Source organism: Acidovorax sp. (genome assembly GCF_046339755.1).
Taxonomy (GTDB): Bacteria; Pseudomonadota; Gammaproteobacteria; order Burkholderiales; family Burkholderiaceae_C; genus Acidovorax.
Genome location: NZ_JBKDTZ010000214.1, coordinates 1 through 19,553, shown reverse-complemented (window position 1 = coordinate 19,553; position 19,553 = coordinate 1). Strand labels below are relative to the sequence as shown.

Here is a 19,553-nt window from a genome sequence, read left to right as displayed (position 1 = left end):
AAAGGGTTACTTGGGAGGCAGCTGGGTCGGATCGACCGGAGCCACCACGCCCATCGAAACAATGTACTTGAGCGCCGAATCCACGCTCATGTCGAGCTCGACGCAGTCGCTCTTGCGCAGCATCACGAAATAGCCGCCCGGGGGATTGGGGGGGGTGGGCACGGAGACGCTCACGAATTCATCGCGCAGGTAGGCCGCCACCTCGCCGTTGGGTGCTCCGGTCACGAAGGCCACCGTCCAGACGCCTTCGCGCGGCCACTGAACCAGCACGGCCTTGCGAAAGGCGTTGCCGTTCTCGGAAAACAGGGTGTCGGAGACCTGCTTGACACTGGAGTAGATCGAGCGCACCACCGGGATGCGGTGCACCAGGGCATCGCCCCACTGCACCAGCTTGCGGCCGGCGAAATTGCTGGCAATGGCCCCCACCACGAGCAGGATGGCCAGCGTGAGCACCACGCCGAAGCCGGGCACGTGCACGCCCAGCACCCGGTCGGGCTGCCAGGCCTCGGGCAGTATCTGCAGGGTCTGGTCCAGCGTGCTGACGATCCAGTGCAGTACCCACGCGGTGATGACACCGGGCACGATGACCAGCAGACCGGTGAACAACCATTTGCGCAGGGAGGGCATCGGCGGGCTCAGTCTTTGGAGGTGGAGGCTGCACCGGCGCTCGCTGCGCTGGTGCTGGAAGAGGTGTCTTTCTTGGTGGCAGCATCCGTGCTTGCGACCGGCGCGGCCGCGGGAGCATCGCCGCCCTTGGCGTCGGTGGCGGGTGCGGAGGTGCCACCTCCACCGTTGTTGCCGCCACGGAAGTCCGTCACGTACCAGCCCGATCCCTTGAGCTGGAAGCCCGCAGCCGTCACCTGCTTGGAGAACGCCTCGGCGCCGCACGCCGGGCACACCGTCAGTGGTGCGTCGGAGATTTTTTGCAGCACGTCCTTGGCATGGCCGCAGGAGCTGCATTTGTAGGCGTAGATAGGCATGTCGGGCGTGTCGTTGAAGGCAAAGTGCAAAACCTTCAATTATAGGCGTGCACTGCTGCCCCTTGTACAGGCCCTCGCCTTGGGGCCCTGCGGCCTATTCCACGCCCACCATGCGGTGGTGGCCGGCGTGGCGGTTGGCCAGCACTTGCGGCGCCATCGAGCCCAACACCATGCCCACGATGGCAGCCAGCAGGCCTGCGAGCTGAGCCGGGAACACCTCGCCCCAGGGGGTGTTGAGCAGCAGCAGCCAGGTTCCCAGGCCCAGCACGATGGCCAGGATGGCACCCTGCGTGGTGGAGCGCTTCCAGTACAGCCCCGCGACCAGCGGCACGAACGCACCCACCAGCGGTACCTGGTAGGCGCCCGAGACCAGCTCGTAGATGGAGGTGCCCTGCATGCGGATGGCATAGGCCAGGACGCAGCCGCTGAACACCAGGGTGGTGATGCGCATGGTGCGCAGGTGCTCCTTGTCGGTCATCGTGGGGCGGAACTGGCGCCAGATGTTCTCGGTGAAGGTGACGCTGGGCGCCAGCAGGGTGGCCGAGGCCGTGGACTTGAGCGCAGAGAGCAGCGCGCCGAAGAACAGCACCTGCATGATGAAGGGCATCTTGGCCATCACCAGGGTGGGCAGCACCTTCTGTGGGTCTTCCTTGAGCAGCGCCGCAGTCTCGCCGGGCATGATGATGAGCGCGCTGGCCACGAGGAACATGGGCACGAAGGCGAACAGGATGTAGCAGATACCGCCGATCACCGGACCGCGCGTGGCCGCCTGGATGTTGTTGGCCGACATCACGCGCTGGAACACGTCCTGCTGCGGGATGGAGCCGAACATCATGGTGATGCCCGCAGCGATGAAGAACACCACATCGTGGAACTTGGGCTCGGGCAGGAAGCGGAACAGCTCCCGGTTGGACGCGAACTCGATCACCTTGTCGGCCCCGCCGGCCATGTTGCCCGCAAACACCGCGATGATGGCCAGGCCCACCACCAGGATGATCATCTGGATGAAGTCGGTCACCGCCACCGACCACATGCCGCCGAACAGTGTGTAGGCCAGGATGGAGACCACGCCAATGGTCATGCCCACGGGGATGCTGATGGCACCGCCCGAGAGCAGGTTGAACACCAGGCCCAGCGCCGTGACCTGCGCCGACACCCAGCCCAGGTAGCTGAGCATGATGATCAGCGAGCAGACGATCTCCACCAGGCGGCCATAGCGCTCGCGGTAGTAGTCGCTGATGGTCAGGAGCGTCATGCGGTAGAGCTTGCCCGCGAAGAACAGGCCCACCAGGATCAGGCAGAAGCCCGCGCCGAAAGGGTCCTCGACCACATTGCCCAGCCCTCCTTCGATGAACTTGGCCGGGATGCCCAGCACCGTCTCCGAACCGAACCACGTGGCGAAGGTGGTGGTGATGATCATGTACAGCGGCAGGTGCCGCCCGGCGATGGCGAAGTCCGCCGCGTTCTTCACGCGCCGGGCCGCCACGAGGCCGATGGCAATGGTGATCAACAGATAGACAATGACCAGGGTCAACAGCACGGCATGCTCCTCGATGTCGCGAAGGGTGGAAAAAGGGAACGGCTAGAAAATCCGGAAGCGCTGCAGCACTTGCAACTGCTGTACCAGCATGAAGAACAGCCAACCCAGGAAAAAGCCGATGCCTGAGTAGATGATGCCGTTGAGCAGGCGGTTGGTGCGCTTTTGCTCGGCCAGCAGCTCCATCAGCTCGCGCCGGTGGTTCTGCGGCCGGTTGCGCAGGTAGTCGTGCAGCAGGCGCGGCAGCTCGGGCAGCATCTTGGCGAAGTGCGGGCCCTCGGCCTGGATTTCGCGCCACAGGCGCTGCGGCCCCATCTGCTCGAGCATCCATTTTTCGAGAAAGGGCTTGGCGGTGCTCCACAGGTCGAGTTCGGGGTCGAGCTGGCGGCCCAGGCCCTCGATGTTGAGCAGCGTCTTCTGCAGCAGCACCAATTGCGGCTGGATCTCCACGTGGAAGCGGCGCGAGGTCTGGAACAGGCGCATCAGCACCATGCCCAGCGAGATTTCCTTGAGCGGCCGGTCGAAGTACGGCTCGCAGACGGTGCGGATCGCCGACTCGAGGTCGTTCACCCGCGTATCGGGCGGCACCCAGCCGCTTTCGATGTGCAGCTCGGCCACGCGCTTGTAGTCGCGCCGGAAGAAGGCCGTGAAGTTCTGCGCCAGGTACTCCTTGTCGAACTCCGTCAGCGTGCCCACGATGCCGAAATCGAGCGAGATATAGCGCCCGAAGGTCGCGGCGTCCAGGCTCACCTGGATGTTGCCCGGGTGCATGTCGGCATGGAAGAAGCCATCGCGGAACACCTGGGTGAAGAAGATGGTGACGCCATCGCGCGCGAGCTTGGGAATGTCCACCCCGGCGTCGCGCAGCCGTTCGATCTGGTTGATGGGCACGCCGTTCATGCGTTGCATCACCATCACCTCGGCGTGGCAGAAGTCCCAGAAGATCTCGGGGATCAGCACCAAGTCCAGGCCGGCCATGTTGCGGCGCAGCTGGGCGGCATTGGCGGCCTCGCGCACCAGGTCGAGCTCATCGTGCAGGTAGTTGTCGAACTCGGCCACCACCTCGCGGGGCTTGAGGCGCTTGCCGTCTGCCGACAGGCCTTCCACCCAGCCGGCCATCATGCGCATCAGCGCCAGGTCCTTTTCGATCACCGGCAGCATGCCCGGGCGCAGCACCTTGACGGCGACTTCGCGCGCTATGCCGTGGCTGTCGCGCAGGGTGGCGAAGTGCACCTGGGCAATCGAGGCACTGGCCACCGGCACGCGGTCGAAATGCGTGAACACCTCGTCCACCGGCCGGCGGAAGGCGCGCTCGATGGTGGCGATGGCGATGTCGGAGTGGAACGGCGGCACCCGGTCCTGCAGCAGCGCCAACTCGTCGGCGATGTCCGCCGGCAGCAGGTCGCGCCGGGTGGACAGCACCTGGCCGAATTTCACGAAGATCGGCCCCAGGCGCTCCAGCGCCTCGCGCAGGCGCTGGCCGCGAGGGGCGTCCAGGTTGCGGCCGATGGAGACGATGCGCGAGACCAGACGCAGCCACGGCTTCTGGAAGCTGTCGAGCACCAGCCCATCGAGCCCATAGCGGAACACCACCCAGAGGATGGACGCACCCCGGAGAAATTGCTTCATGGACCGGTCCGGTCGGCGCCAGGGCTGGTGCTGCTGCTACCGCCCGCCGGCGGAACGGGGGCCGGAGCTGGTGCCGGTGGGTACGCTGCAGCGGCGGGGCCGCTGCCACCATCGGCCGGCGGCACGCGCGAGCCCACGAACTGGCGCAGCGCCTGCGCGGCCTTGCGGGCCACTTCGCTGATGGTGTGGGCCGGTGCATCGCCCACCACGCGCGAGAGGTCTTCTTCCAGGTCCCAGCGCACGTTGTCCACCAGCCAGTTGATCTCGGCCGCCAGTTGCACATCGCCCTCGACGCGGATGGCGGGCTTGTCGCCGCGCAGCGCCACCTGGGCCAGGGCCAGGGGCGAGGTTTCGGTGATCTCCAGCTGCAGGTCGGGTACCGCGCCTTCGGCGGCCAGGTTCAAAAGGCCGGCCGGGGTGATCAACAGCGCCATGGAGAACGCACGCCACTGCACGCGCGCCACGCGCCCGCGCTGGCGCACCAGGCGGTCCATGGCTTCCCGTTCCTGCATGAGCACATGGTTCAGGAACAGCACCAGCCGCTGCTGCACCTCGTGCACCAGCCATTGCGGTGGTTGCGGGCCTGCGGTCAGGCGCTCGAAGAGGCCGTCCAGGAAGGAAAAAGGGGACTGTGTTGCCATAGTCCCCGATTATTCCCTGAACTCGGCCCAGAACATGGGTTTTGGGCCGATCCGAGGTGATTTACAAAGCCGCGATCACTGCAGGGCCTGCACGCCGGCCACCAGCCAGCCGCTGGCACCGCTCTTGGCCTTGGTCATGTTCCACACTTCGCGGAAGGGGCTCGGGCCGGCCGAGAGTTCTTCGCGGATCATGCCCGAGAACTCCACGCTGGCCATGTAGCCATCGTCCAGCTCTTCGATGCCCAAAAGCTGCGCCTCGATCATCACCACGTCGGTGTGGTTGGGCTCGGCGCCGCGGTGCGTCTCGCGCTCGGCCAGCTGCGAGCGGATCTCTTCGAGCATGCTGTCGGTCATCATGGAGCGCAGGGTGGAGATGTCTGAGCGGTCCCATGCGGCCTGCAGCGTCACGAAGTTGCGCTTGGCAGCGGCCAGGAAGCCGGGCGTGTCGAAGCCCTCGGGCACGCCCCAGTTCTGCGAGCCGGCCAGGGCCGAAACCCCTGCCCCGGCGGCGGCACCGGTCAGGCCGGAGCCGATCACCACGCCCGAACCGGCAGCGCCAGCCGCAGCGGGCTGCTGTGCACGCGCCGCATCGAAAGCCATGCTGTTGCGCTCCCAGGGACGGGCCGATGCGTCGTTGCCGACGTTGTTCGGGCTGTACTGCGGAGGCACCTGGGCGGCGGCCGGCGTGGCCGCACCTGCGCCCTGGAAGGCAAAGGGCGAGCCGCCTGCGGCTGCACCGCCCTGGTTGCCGCCGCCGTTGCGCATGCGCATGACCATCTTGAAGATGGCGAAAGCGGCCACGGCCAGCAGCAGGATCATCAGGATGTTGCCGAAACCTGCACCCAGGCCCAGCGAACTCGCCAGCCAGGCCAGGCCCAGGCCCGCAGCCAGGCCGCCGAGCATGGCGCCCCAGGGTTTCTTGGGCGCTGCAGCGGCAGCAGGGGCCGACGCCGGCGTGGCCGGCTTGGCCGCGTTGTTGGCGTTCTGGGCAGGGCCGCCGGGCGCCGCGGATTCGCGCTGCGTCACGTTGCTGGACTGCTTGCCCACCGAATTGCCGCCACCCAGGCGGCGGGCGTCGGCATCCGCATGCGCGAACGCCAGCATCGCCACCAGAACCACAGACCACAGTTTCATCATGTCATCTCCATCTTGTATACGGCTGACCTTGCCGTTCAACACTTGATTCCAACATGCAAGGCCACTATGCCGCCAGTCATGTTGTGATAGTCCACATGCCCAAAGCCAGTTTGCTGCATGAGGCTTTTGAGTTCTTCCTGGCTGGGGTGCATGCGGATCGATTCGGCCAGGTAGCGGTAGCTGGCATCGTCGCCGGCGACGAGTTTGCCCAGCTGCGGCAGCACCTTGAAGGAATACCAGTCATAGGCCTTGGTCAGCGGCTTGGCCACCTTGGAGAACTCCAGCACCAGCAGCTTGCCACCCGGCTTGAGCACCCGGCACATCTCTTTCAGCGCAACATCCTTGTGCGTCATGTTGCGCAAACCAAACGCCACGCTCACCACGTCGAAGTGCGCATCGGGAAACGGCAGCTTCTCGGCATCGCAGACCAGGGTGGGCAGCACCACGCCCGCATCGATCAGCCGGTCGCGCCCGGTGCGCAGCATGGCTTCGTTGATGTCGGTATGCACCACGCGGCCGGTGGCCCCCACTTTCTTCGAGAAGGCCAGAGCCAGATCGCCCGTGCCGCCCGCGATGTCCAGCACCTGGCTTCCTTCGCGCAGGTTGGCCACCATCACGGTGTAGGCCTTCCAGGCGCGGTGCAGGCCGGCCGACATGAGGTCGTTCATGACATCGTATTTCGACGCCACCGAATCGAACACGCCGCGCACGTGGCGTGCCTTGTCCTGCTCGTCGACCGACTGGAAACCGAAGTGGGTGGTGCTCATGGGATTCATGCTAGGCGCGTGGGCGCCCCAGGTACAGCGACAACCCCGCACTGAAACGGGGCATCTGCCGCAAGGGTTTTGGAAGTATGGGCATCAAAAGGCAGGCAACACCTGTCCATGAACGCCCGGTTTGCTATCATAAAAAGAGCAACCGGAGCCGGCACGCGGGTTCCGGCATGGTGCGCGCGGGCCACAGTGGTGCGCCGGCGCGCCGGGGTCAGTGGCTACTGCAAGCGCCGCCGCCGTGGCTGTGGCCCTTGGCAGCCGTGCCCATGGGCGCATCGCGGTCCACGCCGGCCTCGGCCAGCCGGCTCTCGTACTGCGCCCACAGCACATCCTGCTGCTGGCCCAGCTCGTACAGGTAGTCCCAGGTGAAGATGCCCGTGTCATGCCCGTCCGAAAAGACCGGCTTGACGGCGTAGTTGCCAATGGGCTCCAGGCCGTCGAGGGTCACGTCGCGCTTGCCAGTCTGCAGCACCTCCTGGCCAGGACCGTGGCCCCGCACTTCGGCCGAAGGCGAGTACACGCGCATCAGCTCGAACGGGATGCGGAACGCCGCACCGTCCGAGAACACCACTTCGAGCACCCGCGACTTGCCGTGCACCGTGAGCGCCTGCGGCGTGGGCGAACCCGCTTTCAAACCTGCCATGGATACCACCTCGAAAAAATCGGCGCGGCGACGACTGCCACGCCGGCCCGCATTGTCCACTCAGAGCCTTTGAAGGGCTGCCACCATCGCGGCCTCGACGGCGGGCAGGCGCGCGCGCAGTGCCGCCTCCTCACCCTCTGGGCTGGGCCGCTGCGCAGGCGCCCACACCGGTGCCGGGAAATGGCTGTCCCAGGAAAAGCGCGCGATCACGTGCCAGTGCAGGTGCGGCACCATGTTGCCCAGCGCCGCCAGGTTCACCTTGGTGGGCGCCAGATGGTCGCGCAGCGCCTGCTCCACCGCCGTGACGGCTTCCATGCAATACATGCGCTCGGCCGCTGCAAGATCGGAAAACTCGGCCGCATGGGCATTCCACACCACGCGGTAGAAGGCCGGGAAGCCCGCTTCGTCCGCACGGATCACGCGCAGACGAGTGCCGCGCCAGACCAGCGTGCCGCCATCGGCGGCGCACAGGGGGCAGGCAATGCGTTCACTCATACGAGCACCCGCTCGATGCCGCCGGCATTGGCGCGCTCGACGTACTCGGGCATCCAGTTCTCGCCCAGGATCTCGCGTGCCATCTCGACCACGATGTAGTCGGCTTCGAGCAAGCCGTTGTTCAGATCGTCCTGGTAGCGGTTCAGGCCCTGCAGACAGCTCGGGCAGCTGGTGAGGATCTTCACGTTGTCCTGCGCACCCACGGCGCCGCTGGCGCGCAGCGCGGCCTCGCCCTTCTTGATTTCCTCTTCCTTGCGGAAGCGGATCTGGGTGGACACGTCCGGGCGCGTCACGCCCAACGTGCCCGATTCGCCGCAGCAGCGCTCGCTCTTGAGCACCTGCTCGCCCACCAGCGCTTTCACGGTCTTCAAGCCGTCCTGCTGCTTCATGGGGCTGTGGCAGGGCTCGTGGTACAGGTAGGCGCCCTTGCCCTGCAGGGCGATGCCCTTTTCCAGCAGGTACTCGTGGATGTCGATGATGCGGCTGCCCGGGAAGATCTTGTCGAACTCGTAACCCTGCAACTGGTCGTAGCAGGTGCCGCAGCTCACCACCACGGTCTTGATGTCGAGGTAGTTGAGCGTGTTGGCCACGCGGTGGAAGAGCACCCGGTTATCGGTGATCATCTTCTCGGCCTTGTCGAACTGGCCGCTGCCGCGCTGCGGGTAGCCGCAGCACAGGTAGCCCGGCGGCAGCACGGTCTGCACGCCCGCATGCCAGAGCATGGCCTGCGTGGCCAGGCCCACCTGGCTGAACAGGCGCTCCGAGCCGCAACCGGGGAAGTAGAACACCGCCTCGGCCTCGGCCGTGGTGGCCTTGGGGTTGCGGATGATGGGGACGTAATCCTTGTCCTCGATGTCCAAGAGCGCACGCGCCGTGCGCTTGGGCAGGCCGCCGGGCAGCTTCTTGTTGATGAAGTGGATCACCTGCTCCTTGACCGGAGCGGTGCCCACGGTGGCCGGCGGCTTGGCGGTCTGCTTGCGGCCCACCTTGCGCAGCAGGTCCACGGCCACGCGCTGGGCCTTGAAGCCCACGTCCACCATGGCGCTGCGCATGAACTTGATGGTCTCGGGGTTGGTGGCGTTGAGCATGGTCATCGCCAGCGCATTGCCGGGGCGGAAGGTCTTCTTGCCCATCTTGCGCAGCAGGTTGCGCATGTTCATGGTGACATCGCCGAAGTCGATCTTCACCGGGCAGGGGCTCTCGCACTTGTGGCACACCGTGCAGTGGTCGGCCACGTCCTCGAACTCCTGCCAGTGCTTGATGCTCACGCCGCGGCGGGTCTGCTCTTCGTAGAGGAAGGCCTCGACCAGCAGCGAGGTGGCCAGGATCTTGTTGCGCGGGCTGTACAGCAGGTTGGCGCGCGGCACGTGCGTCGCGCACACGGGCTTGCACTTGCCGCAGCGCAGGCAGTCCTTGACCGAATCGGCGATCGCGCCGATGTCGCTCTGCTGCATGATCAGCGACTCGTGCCCCATGAGGCCGAAGCTCGGCGTGTAGGCGTTGGTCAGGTCCGCATGCAGCAGCGCCGGATCGCGCGCCTGGCCGCCGGGGGTGGCATCCATGGCCAGCACCGGCGCGGCATCGCGCAAGAGCTTGCCCTTGTTGAAGCGGCCCTCGGGGTCGACTCGCTGCTTGTACTCGGCAAACGGGCGCAGCTCCTCGTCGGTGAGGAATTCGAGCTTGGTGATGCCGATGCCGTGTTCGCCCGAGATCACGCCATCCAGGCTGCGCGCCAGCACCATGATGCGCTCCACCGCGCCGTGCGCGGTCTGCAGCATCTCGTAGTCGTCGCTGTTGACCGGCAGGTTGGTGTGCACGTTGCCGTCGCCTGCGTGCATGTGCAGCGCCACCCAGACGCGGCCCTTGAGCACGCGCTTGTGGATGGCCGTGGCTTCGTCGAGGATGGGCTTGAAGGCTGCCCCGGCAAAGATGCCCGAGAGGGGCGCGCGAATCTGGGTCTTCCAGCTCGCGCGCAGGGTGTGGTCCTGCAATTGGGGGAACAGGCTGTCCACGTTCTGCAGCCAGGTGGCCCACAGCGTGCGCACTTCGGCCACCAGGGCGATGGCCTGGGCCACGCGGTCCTCGAGCAGCTCGGCCGAGGGGATTTCATTGGCGTCGTCCTGCTTTCCGAGGGGCAGGTTGCCGCGCTCGAAGAAGTCGGTGAGCGCATCGCACAGCTTGATCTTGTTTTGCAGCGACAGCTCGATGTTGATGCGCTCGATGCCGTCGGTGTACTCGGCCATGCGCGGCAGCGGAATCACCACGTCCTCGTTGATCTTGAAGGCGTTGGTGTGGCGGCTGATGGCAGCCGTGCGCTTGCGGTCGAGCCAGAATTTCTTGCGCGCCTCGGGGCTGATGGCGATGAAACCCTCGCCATTGCGCGAGTTGGCGATGCGCACCACCTCGCTGGTCACACGCGCCACCTCGTCGGCGTTGTCACCGGCGATGTCGCCGATCAGCACCATCTTGGGCAGGCCGCCGTTGCCCTTCTTGCTCTTGGTGGCGTAGCCCACGGCCTTCAGGTAACGGTCGTCCAGGTGTTCCAGGCCCGCCAGCAGCACGCCCGAGCGCTTCTGCTCGGCGAACATGTAGTCCTTGATTTCGACAATGCTAGGCACCGCGTCCTTGGCGTTGCCGAAGAACTCCATGCACACGGTGCGCGTGTGCTCGGGCATGCGGTGCACCACCCAGCGCGCGCTGGTAATCAGGCCGTCGCAGCCCTCCGTCTGGATGCCCGGCAGGCCCGAGAGGAACTTGTCGGTCACGTCCTTGCCCAGGCCTTCCTTGCGGAAGGTGCGGCCCGGGATGGCGAGCTGCTCGGTGCGCACCGGTGTCTTGCCGTCGGCCTCGAAATACTGCAGCTCGAAGGTGGCAGTCTCCACGTCGTGGATCTTGCCCATGTTGTGGTCCAGGCGGGTCACTTCAAGCCACTGGGCTTCGGGCGTCACCATGCGCCAGCTGGCCAGGTTGTCCAGGGCCGTGCCCCACAGCACGGCCTTCTTGCCGCCTGCGTTCATGGCGATGTTGCCGCCGATGCACGAGGCCTCGGCGCTGGTCGGGTCCACGGCGAAGACGAAGCCCGCGCGCTCGGCGGCGTCGGCCACGCGCTGGGTGACCACGCCGGCCTCGGTCCACACCGTGCCCACATCGCGGTCCATGCCCGGCAGGCGGCGCATCTCCACCTCGGTCATGGCTTCGAGCTTCTCGGTGTTGATGACCACGCTCTTCCAGGTCAGCGGGATGGCCCCGCCGGTGTAGCCGGTGCCGCCCCCGCGCGGGAGGATGGTCAGCCCCAGCTCGATGCAGCCCTTGACCAGCAGCGCCATCTCGGCTTCGGTGTCGGGCACCAGCACGACAAACGGGTACTCCACGCGCCAGTCGGTCGCGTCCGTCACGTGGGACACGCGCGAGAGGCCGTCGAACTTGATGTTGTCCTTGGCCGTCAGGCGCCCCAGCGTGCGCTGGATGCGCCGGCGCAGCTCGCCGGCCTGCACGAAGGTGGCGTTGAAGGCGGCCACGGCCTGGCCCGCGGCCTGCACCAGCTCGCCCACCAGGCGGTCGCGCCCGGCGTCGTCGCCCGGGGTGCGGCGCTTGTCGATCTCGGCCAGGCGGTGCTGCAGGGCCTCCACCAGCTGCTTGCGCCTGCCGGGGTTGTCCAGCAGGTCATCCTGCAGGTAGGGGTTGCGCTGCACCACCCAGATGTCGCCCAGCACTTCGTACAGCATGCGGGCGGAGCGCCCGGTGCGCCGTTCCTTGCGCAGCTGGTCGAGCACCTCCCAGGCCGGGGATCCGAGCAGGCGGATCACGATCTCCCGGTCGGAGAACGAGGTGTAGTTGTAGGGGATCTCGCGCAGACGCACAGGCTCGGCGGCCTGCGTCTGCAAGGCAGCCAACGCTATCGGAACATTCATGGGGGTCTACCTGGGGTGGGCGCTGCGCGCCCATGAGCCTCGGGGGCGTGATTTTATGCCACCCGCCCGCGGACTGCCCGGGACGGGGCATCCGGGGTCGCAGAGCCCGCCTAGGCGCGCTGGTGAGCGCCTTGGCCGAGGGCGTCGTTCGCGGGGCCCGGATGCGGCAGCATGCCCGGGATGGTGCGCGCCACCACGTCGGCAATACCGCCGTGCTCGTCGTTGTGCACCACGATGACCTGCCCCGAGCGCAGTGCACGCAGCAACTGCGGCGTGAGGCGAAAGCTGGCCGCGAGCTTGTCGTCATCGAGCGCAGGGATCTTGCCGCGGCGCTCCACCCGGCGGCGGATCTGGTTGTAGAGGGCCCAGGTGGCCAGCACGCTGGCGTTGAACAGGGCGATCACGATGTACCAGCCCAGCGTGTCGATGGTGGCATGCAGCAGCTCCAGCCGCGAGGCCACATCCGGCCCCTGGTAGCGCATCATGGCCAGGATGCCGCGCGCGAACAGGTAAAGAAAGCCTGCCCAGGCCAGCAGCGTGGCCAGCACGTCGACCAGGCGCATCAGCCCGCCCTGGCGGGTATGGATCAATGGGCCGTTCATGGCGCAGGGCCCTTGGCGCTGGCGCTGGCAATGCCGCGGTCGGGGCTGACCCAGCGCGCACGCGCCTGCTTGGAGCGCAGCATGACCTTGGGGAAGCTCATCAGGGTGGTGAACAGGCTGAGCATCCAGAACACCACGGGGTACCAGATCATCCAGAACAGCGTGCTGCGGATGCCGGGCTCGTAGCGCCGCTCGATGGACACGCTCACCGCGAACTGCAGCAGGCAGGTGACCGACAGCACCAGCCCGGTGAAGGACGGCGGCATGAGCCGGGGCACGAACAGGTTGTCGGGCATCTCGAACAGCTTGCCCAGCAGGTACAGCACGATGGTCAGCGCGAACATGAAGGCCCAGCCGGTGGACATGCAGAACTCCAGCATCAACAGCCACATGCGGCGGTTGCGCCAGTTCCACATGCCGCGCAGGTTCTTGAGGAACACCTCGGCACCGCCCTGCGCCCAGCGCAGGCGCTGCTTCCACAGGCCGCGCAGCGTCTCCGGCATGAGGATCCAGCACAGCGCACGCGGCTCGAAGAAGATCGACCAGTGGCGCTTTTGCAGCTTCCAGCTGATGTCGATGTCCTCGGTGATCATGTCCGGGCTCCAGTAGCCCACGTCATCGAGCGCGCGCCGGCGAAACGCCGCCACCACGCCCGACACCGTGAACACCTGCCCGTACACGCGCTGCGTGCGCTTGATGAGCCCGATGATGGACGAGAACTCACCCACCTGGATGCGCCCCACCAGCGTGGAGCGCGTGCGGATGCGCGGATTGCCCGTGACGGCGCCCACGCGCGGGTTGTTGATCAGCGGCGCCACCAGGTAGGCCACGGCATCGCGGTCGAGCAGCGCGTCGCCGTCGATGCACACCAGGTATTCGCTGCGCGCGGCGGCCGCGCCCATCTGCAGGCCGATGGCCTTGCCCTGGTTCTGTGCCAGGTGCACCACGCGCAGGCGCGGGTGCTCCGCGGCCAGCGCATCTAGCACCTCGCCCGTGTTGTCGCGCGAGCCGTCGTTGATGGCGATGACCTCGATGTTCGGGTAGCGCTGGGCCAGCGCCGCGCCCAGCGTGTCGGCAGCGTTGTCGCCCTCGTTGTAGCAGGGCACAAGAATGGACACCAGGGGCTGGCCCGCGAGTTCAGGCGGCAGCACGTCGGGCCCCCAGGCCCAGTGTCGCTCCCAGTGCATCAAGTAGTACAGGCCGCCGGCGATCCAGATGCCCGACATGAACAGCGGGTACAGGAACACGAAGTCCAGCACCGCGTCGCTGGTGAACAGCATCTGCAGCCCGAGCGGGCCGCCGATGATGAGTGCCAGCACCGCCAGCGCGATGGCGCGGTGCATAATCATGGCTGCATGGCCCCGCTGTTGGACAGCACCGGACGCATCACCTCGACGCTGGGCACGCCGGTGATGAAGTTGTCGGGATAGTAGCCGAAGCTGCGCGCGCCACGCACCTGCAGCCGGCGCATCCAATGCGCCAGGCGCTCGCTGGCCACCGGCTGGCCGGTGCGCCAATCCACGGCCTGCAGCTCGAAGATGGTGCGGTCCACCGCGCCCGGGCGGCGCGTGATGCTGTCCACCACGCGGTCCAGCCAGGCGTCGGCCTCGCCTTCGGGCACCTTCTCCATGAGCGGCATCGCCATGGGCGCGGTCCAGTCGTAGGAGGCGAGGAAGTCGTCCAGGTTCTGCGCAAACCATTCCTCGCTCTCGGGCGCGAGCATGGGCATGGCGAAGATGTTGCGTGCCGTCTTGACCTGGGGCCCGCGGATGGCGCGCACGCGCTCCGCCAGGTGCAGGGTGAAGTCGGTCAATGCGCGCGTTTTGAAGCGCGTCCAGCGCCGGTGCACGGCCGGGTCGGCACGCAGCTCGGCCACGGTGCCGGGCAGGCCGGCCTGGCGGTAGGCGGCCAGCGCCACGGCGCTGCCATCCTCGAAGTCGGAAAGCAGCGCATCGTCGTGGAACAGCACGCCATCGAACCAGGCGCTCTTGGCCAGGTCTTCGTACAGGTCGGTGATGCGCGAGCGCACCGTGGCGTCGAAGGGCGACAGGCGCCGGTACTGGCCGGTGTCGGCGCTCACCTGGCCCTGGGCGTCCAGGCGCAGCACGCGCGGCAGCGCCGGGTCGAGATCGAACGCCAGAACCGGCATCCAGGCGTACACCGCCACGCGCGTGCGTGTGCGCAGCTGCCAGGCCACGCGGTTGAACAGGTCGGCGCGCATGGGCAGCCAGCGGTTGGGGTAGTACAGGGTGTGCACCGTGCCGTCGCCCTGCGCATCGGAGAAGGCCTGCAGGAACACCGTGTTCACGCGCAGGTCCGAGATGCGCTGCACCAGGTGGTCGAAGTTGCGCGCCTGCTGGGCCGGGTCTTCGTCGTACAGGTAGTCGAGGTCCACGTGGGCCACGCGCAGCACGCGGTGCTCCTGGGTGGAGATGACGGCCGAGGCGAACTGGTCCACCGAAGGGTCGCCCGTCACCAGCAGGCGCGGCGTGTTGTACAGGTTGGCGGTGTGGCCCATGCCCTCGTCGAGCGTGGCGGCGATCTGGTAGCCATGGCGCTTGACCACCGCCAGGGCCGTGCCGTTGGCGGCGCCGTAGGGCCAGATCCAGACCCGGGGGGATTTGCCGGTCACCTTGCGGATCTTGGCCGTGATGGCCACCACGTCGGCCTCCAGGCGCCGGGTGAAGGCCTCGTCGCTTTCATACGTGGTGGTGGCCGGATCGTACTGGCGCGTGGCTGCGGCGGGCTGGGTGTTGCCCTGCGGGTTGGCCAGCACGCCTTCGTGCAGGTCGTCGGTGTGCGCACCCACCTCCACCAGGCCGGAGGCCGCCATCTCCGCCACCTGCGCCCAGGTGGCGAAACGCTCGCGCGGCGTGGGCAGGCCGCCGAAGTCCACGGGCTGGTCCGCCGGGGCGTCCAGCCAGGCGCCGACCGGCGCCAGCACGGCGGGCCAGCCGGTGGCCTTGAGCAGCGGGAACACACGGTCGTAGAAGCTGCGGTAGCCGTCGTCGAAGGTCAGCAGCACGGCCTTGGGGGGCAGGGGTTTGCCGCCATCGCGCGCGGCCAGGATCTGGTCGACCGAGACGGGCTGGTAGCCGTTCTCGCGCAGCCAGCCGAAGTGCGCCACCAGCCGCTCGGTGCGCACGCCCAGGTAGCGCGGGTCGCCCTCGCCGTCCTGCACGTCGTGGTAGGCCACGGTCACGAAACTGTTGGCCGGCCAGGGGCGGTCGGCCTCGGGCAGGGCGCGGTCGCGCGGGTGCACGAAGGGCTGCGCGGTGCCTGCGCAGGCGGACACCAGCGCTGCGATGGCGAGCAGGGCAGCGAGGCGAAGGAACGCGGGAATCATCGAGGAGGCCTCAGAATTTGTAAAGAAGGTCGAACGCGGCGCGCCGGATGTTCTCGTCCACACCGTCATAGGGGCGGCGGGTGATGGAGAACGCCAGGCCCAGCTCGAAGGTGTCGTTCATGCGCAGGCGCTGGCCATAGCCGAAGGTGGCGACTCCACCGGTGCTGTAGCCCCGCTGGCCGTAGGAGCCCACCCCCAGCTGGAAGCGCTGGCGCCACTCCGTCTGGTAGTGGCGGTACAAGACGTGTTGCACGTCCAGTGTGGGCATCGCGAACCAGTCGGACTCGGGCGCAAAGTACGGGCCGCCCGGCTGGCTGTTGCGCGAGCGCGATAGCTCCAGCACCAGATCGCCATAGAGCCCGTAGCGCGTGAAGATGCGCTCGCGCCCCACGATGCCGAAGGAGGTGCGGCGGTTGCCATCGGAGTAGTCGAGCGCTCCGAGTGTGAGATTCCACTCGCGCCGTTCGTTTGCACGCCAGCGCAGGCCCGCGGTGGCGCTGTTGGCGGTGATGTCGCTGCGCAGTGCGCGCAGGGGCGTATCGCGCGAAATGCGCTCCGCTGCACCGCTGACCTGCCACTGGTCGCTGAATTCGTGCCGCGCTTCGAGCCGCAGCCCGGTGCGGTGGCCGTAGCCGAAGTCGTGGCTGGACACTTCGCCCTCTGCCGTGTTGTCGCGCCCGCGCCATTCGGCCCCGGTGCGCACGGTGCGGTGCAGGCCGCGCCCTTCGCGGAAATCGCCGCTGCCGAAGCCGTAACCGGCGAAGACGCGCCAGTTGTCCTTGATGGGCGCGCTGTAGACCGCGGTGTCGATGCCGTAGTCGCCGTTGCCGGTGGACGGGTTGGGGCTCGAAGAAAGCCCGCGGTAGCCCGAGATGCGCAATTCGGGCATGCGGTAGACGCGGCGCACCCGGTCCAGGCGCTGCGCTTGCAGGTTCTCGGGGTAGCGCGCCATCACGTCGTCGGCCAGTGCATCGGCCTGGGCCCATTCCTGCAGGTCCAGCGCGGTGAAACCCTGCTGCAACTCCAGCGAGAGCGCGCGCGGCTCCATGGCCTCGACCATCTTGAGCTCTTCTTCGGCGCGCCGCGGCCAGGCACGGCCGCGGTACACGCCGGCCAGCGCGATGCGCGCGCCCAGGTTGCCCGGGGCCATGGTGACCATGCGCTCGAAGCGCAGCTGGGCTTCGGGCGTGTCGTCCGAGAAGCTGTGCGCCTGGGCGGCTTCCATGGCCGCGCCGGCCCAGGCGCCCAGGCCCGAGGGAATCTTTGCCAGGGTCTGCGCCGTGCCGTCGGCCAGCGCCACGGCCTGGTCCATGGCTTCGACCTCCACCAGCGCGTAGAACAGGCCGGAGGCATCGCCCGCGCTGCCCACGGGATCGGCCTTGTGGCGCTCGCGCAGTTCGCTGTAGAGCCGGCGCGCCGCCTCGGCCTGGCGCAGGTAGAGGTAGGCACCGGCCACCCAGCGCAGCGCGTAGTCGGGCACGGGCACACCGTCGCGCCGCAGGGCCTCGTATTCGGACACCGCAGTGTCCATGCGGGCGCGCACCGTGAGGGCGCCGATGCGGTCGATGCGCATGCGCTGCACGTCGCGAAGCGCCTCCGGGTCGGTGCGCAGTTGGGTCAGCACCGGCTCGTAGAAGGCCAGCGCGCGGTCTGCCAGCGCAAAGCGCTGGCTCTCGCCCCGGGCGGGAGAGAAGGACAGGCGCACCAGCTCCGCCCCGATGTCGCCCAGCAACCGGCGCTTTTGCGGGCTGCCCAGCAAGGAGGGCCTGGCGTCCACGAGTTCCTGCGCCTCCATGGGCAGCCCGGCGGACTGCAGCGCGTCGGCATAGGCAGACTCCACGCCAGCGTCATCGGGCGCCAGCGAGCGCGCGCGGCTGGTCTCGGCCAGCGCCGCATGGAAGCGGCGCGCGGCCGTGTGCACGTAGGCCAGCGCCAGGCGCCGGCGCGCCACCATGGGGGCGTCGGCCACCAGGGCCAGGGCCTTGGCCTGCGCGTCGGGGTCGCGTCCGGCGTCGGCCAGCACCTGGATCTCGCCGATGCGCAACTGCGGGTCTTCCGGCTTGAGCGCCAGCGCGCGCGCATACAGGGCCAGGGCCTCATCCCATTGCCGCAGGTTGCGGTGGGCCAGGGCCACGTTGGCCAGTGTGCTCACCGGCAGTTCGCGCCGGGCACCGTGCTCGCGGTACACCTGCACCACTTCCTCGTCGAGCCGGGCCCAGCCGGCGATGTCGATCCAGTCGGCGACCAGGCGCGCGGCATCGGGCCGCGCCAATGGCTCCTGGCGCAAATATTCCAGGGCTGGCGCGGTGTCGCCGCTGCGTGCGCGGCGCACCAGCGCGTCATAGGCCTCGGCCGGCAAGGTGGCCGCATGCGCCAGCACGCAGGCCAGGGCACCGGCGGCCAGGGCAGCTTGCAGGGTCTGGCGCGCAGGCACACCATGAGAAAACGATTTCCCGGACATAGGGCAACGAGGATTCAGCGGAACAGGTGCGTGCACGGACCGTCGCAGGCAACGCCTGGAGGGCCGCCTCTCGCAATGGACCCGGTGGCAGGCACCGGCGTGCGAAAGGGCTTCACAAATCCTTTTGTAAGAATTTGTGTGAAGTGCAAGATTTTATAGCAGGTGCGAGGAGAGGCAAAACGTCTGTCGTATGGAGTGCACATGCCCTCCATACGGACGGATTGGGCGACTGGATGTGTAACAGGACCATGCAGCAATAATGACAGGGGAACCCACCAATGCGGAGGTTTCGGACTGTTAACTATTCTGTCCGGGCGCCGCGCCCGGCATGTCGGAAACGCACTGTACAAGAGTCAGCCATTGCCCCGCATGGCGCTGCCCACGCCACAGCCGCGCCAGGGCCAGTGCTGCCGGCAGCGGCCCCGCGCCCTCAGCTTTCCATCAGAACAGCACGCGCGTGCGCAGCGTGCCGCCCACCTGGGCCAACTTGTCCAGCGCCAGGTCGGACGAGGCGGCGTCGATGTCGATCACCACGTAGCCGATCTTCTCGTTGGTCTGCAGGTACTGGGACGAGATGTTGATCTGGTTGTCCGAGAAGATGCGGTTGATCTCGGACAGCACGCCCGGCACGTTGCGGTGGATGTGCAGCAGGCGGTGCTTGCCCGGGTGGGCGGGCAGCGCCACCTCGGGGAAGTTGACCGACGAGGTGCTGGTGCCGTTGTCGCTGTACTTCACCAGCTTCTCGGCCACTTCCAGGCCGATGTTGGCCTGCGCCTCCATGGTGGAGCCGCCCACGTGCGGCGTGAGGATCACGTTGTCCAGCCCGCGCAGGGGGGACTGGAACTCGTCCTTGTTGGTGCGTGGCTCCACCGGGAAGACGTCGATGGCGGCACCCAGCAGCTTGCGCGCCTTGAGCGCCTCGGCCAGCGGCTCGATCTCGACCACCGTGCCGCGTGCGGCATTGATCAGGATGCCGCCCGGCTTCATGGCCGCGATCTCGGCCGCGCCGATCATCCACTGGGTGGACGGCAGTTCAGGCACGTGCAGGCTCACGATGTCGCTTTGCGCCAGCAGGTCGTGCAGCTTGTGCACCTGGCGCGCATTGCCCAGGGGCAGCTTGTTGACCACGTCGAAGAAGGCGACATGCATGCCCATGGCCTCGGCCAGCACCGAGAGCTGGGTGCCGATGGAGCCGTAGCCGACGATGCCCAGGGTCTGGCCGCGGCTCTCATAGGCGTTGTCGGCCGATTTGAGCCAGCCGCCGCGGTGCGCCACGGCATTTTTTTCCGGAACGCCACGCAGCAGCAGGATGGCTTCGGCCAGCACCAGCTCAGCCACCGAGCGGGTGTTGGAGTACGGGGCGTTGAACACCGCGATACCGCGCTCGCGCGCGGCGTC

The 19,553-nt window shown here is 67.5% G+C and carries 15 protein-coding genes; all 15 read right to left on the bottom strand.

The window, feature by feature from the left end:
- Nucleotides 1–6: 6 nt before the first annotated feature.
- Complete coding sequence (locus ACK59X_RS17770; protein ID WP_409959295.1) at nucleotides 7–627, bottom strand: DUF502 domain-containing protein; 621 nt, start codon at nucleotides 625–627, stop codon at nucleotides 7–9.
- Between the two features lie 8 nt (nucleotides 628–635).
- Nucleotides 636–980 (bottom strand): FmdB family zinc ribbon protein, encoded by a 345-nt coding sequence (locus ACK59X_RS17765; RefSeq protein ID WP_409959374.1) that lies wholly within the window; start codon nucleotides 978–980, stop codon nucleotides 636–638.
- Between the two features lie 94 nt (nucleotides 981–1,074).
- Nucleotides 1,075–2,520, bottom strand: a complete 1,446-nt coding sequence (locus ACK59X_RS17760; protein ID WP_409959293.1) for a sodium:solute symporter family protein — start codon at nucleotides 2,518–2,520, stop codon at nucleotides 1,075–1,077.
- Nucleotides 2,521–2,562: 42 nt separating this feature from the next.
- Entirely contained in the window at nucleotides 2,563–4,146 is a 1,584-nt protein-coding gene (ubiB, locus tag ACK59X_RS17755; protein WP_409959291.1) for a ubiquinone biosynthesis regulatory protein kinase UbiB, read from the bottom strand.
- Nucleotides 4,143–4,787 carry an SCP2 domain-containing protein gene (locus ACK59X_RS17750; protein WP_409959289.1) on the bottom strand — a complete coding sequence of 215 codons (645 nt, stop codon included), beginning with the start codon at nucleotides 4,785–4,787 and terminating at the stop codon, nucleotides 4,143–4,145. Before ACK59X_RS17750 ends, ubiB begins: the two co-directional genes overlap by 4 nt.
- A gap of 75 nt (nucleotides 4,788–4,862) precedes the next feature.
- Nucleotides 4,863–5,924, bottom strand: a complete 1,062-nt coding sequence (locus tag ACK59X_RS17745) for a Tim44 domain-containing protein (RefSeq protein WP_409959288.1) — start codon at nucleotides 5,922–5,924, stop codon at nucleotides 4,863–4,865.
- Nucleotides 5,925–5,959: 35 nt separating this feature from the next.
- Nucleotides 5,960–6,691 carry a bifunctional demethylmenaquinone methyltransferase/2-methoxy-6-polyprenyl-1,4-benzoquinol methylase UbiE gene (gene ubiE / locus ACK59X_RS17740; protein ID WP_409959286.1) on the bottom strand — a complete coding sequence of 244 codons (732 nt, stop codon included), beginning with the start codon at nucleotides 6,689–6,691 and terminating at the stop codon, nucleotides 5,960–5,962.
- 217 nt (nucleotides 6,692–6,908) lie between these two features.
- The gene (locus ACK59X_RS17735; protein ID WP_409959284.1) at nucleotides 6,909–7,340 is read right to left on the bottom strand and encodes a gamma-butyrobetaine hydroxylase-like domain-containing protein; all 432 of its coding nucleotides are present in this window, start codon (nucleotides 7,338–7,340) and stop codon (nucleotides 6,909–6,911) included.
- Between the two features lie 60 nt (nucleotides 7,341–7,400).
- Nucleotides 7,401–7,835, bottom strand: coding sequence for an HIT family protein (locus ACK59X_RS17730; protein ID WP_409959282.1), 435 nt, complete (start codon nucleotides 7,833–7,835; stop codon nucleotides 7,401–7,403).
- Entirely contained in the window at nucleotides 7,832–11,746 is a 3,915-nt protein-coding gene (locus ACK59X_RS17725; protein WP_409959280.1) for a DUF3683 domain-containing protein, read from the bottom strand. Before ACK59X_RS17725 ends, ACK59X_RS17730 begins: the two co-directional genes overlap by 4 nt.
- A 110-nt stretch (nucleotides 11,747–11,856) precedes the next feature.
- Nucleotides 11,857–12,348: a poly-beta-1,6-N-acetyl-D-glucosamine biosynthesis protein PgaD gene (gene pgaD, locus ACK59X_RS17720; RefSeq protein WP_409959278.1), complete on the bottom strand. Its 492-nt coding sequence runs from the start codon at nucleotides 12,346–12,348 to the stop codon at nucleotides 11,857–11,859.
- Complete coding sequence (gene pgaC, locus ACK59X_RS17715; RefSeq protein WP_409959372.1) at nucleotides 12,345–13,694, bottom strand: poly-beta-1,6-N-acetyl-D-glucosamine synthase; 1,350 nt, start codon at nucleotides 13,692–13,694, stop codon at nucleotides 12,345–12,347. The genes pgaD and pgaC overlap by 4 nt, the downstream gene beginning before the upstream one ends.
- The gene (gene pgaB, locus ACK59X_RS17710) at nucleotides 13,694–15,694 is read right to left on the bottom strand and encodes a poly-beta-1,6-N-acetyl-D-glucosamine N-deacetylase PgaB (protein WP_409959276.1); all 2,001 of its coding nucleotides are present in this window, start codon (nucleotides 15,692–15,694) and stop codon (nucleotides 13,694–13,696) included. The genes pgaC and pgaB overlap by 1 nt, the downstream gene beginning before the upstream one ends.
- A 10-nt stretch (nucleotides 15,695–15,704) precedes the next feature.
- Nucleotides 15,705–18,155, bottom strand: coding sequence for a poly-beta-1,6 N-acetyl-D-glucosamine export porin PgaA (gene pgaA, locus ACK59X_RS17705; protein ID WP_409959274.1), 2,451 nt, complete (start codon nucleotides 18,153–18,155; stop codon nucleotides 15,705–15,707).
- Between the two features lie 441 nt (nucleotides 18,156–18,596).
- The coding region (gene serA / locus ACK59X_RS17700; protein WP_409959272.1) for a phosphoglycerate dehydrogenase at nucleotides 18,597–19,553 on the bottom strand (957 nt) is incomplete at its 5' end.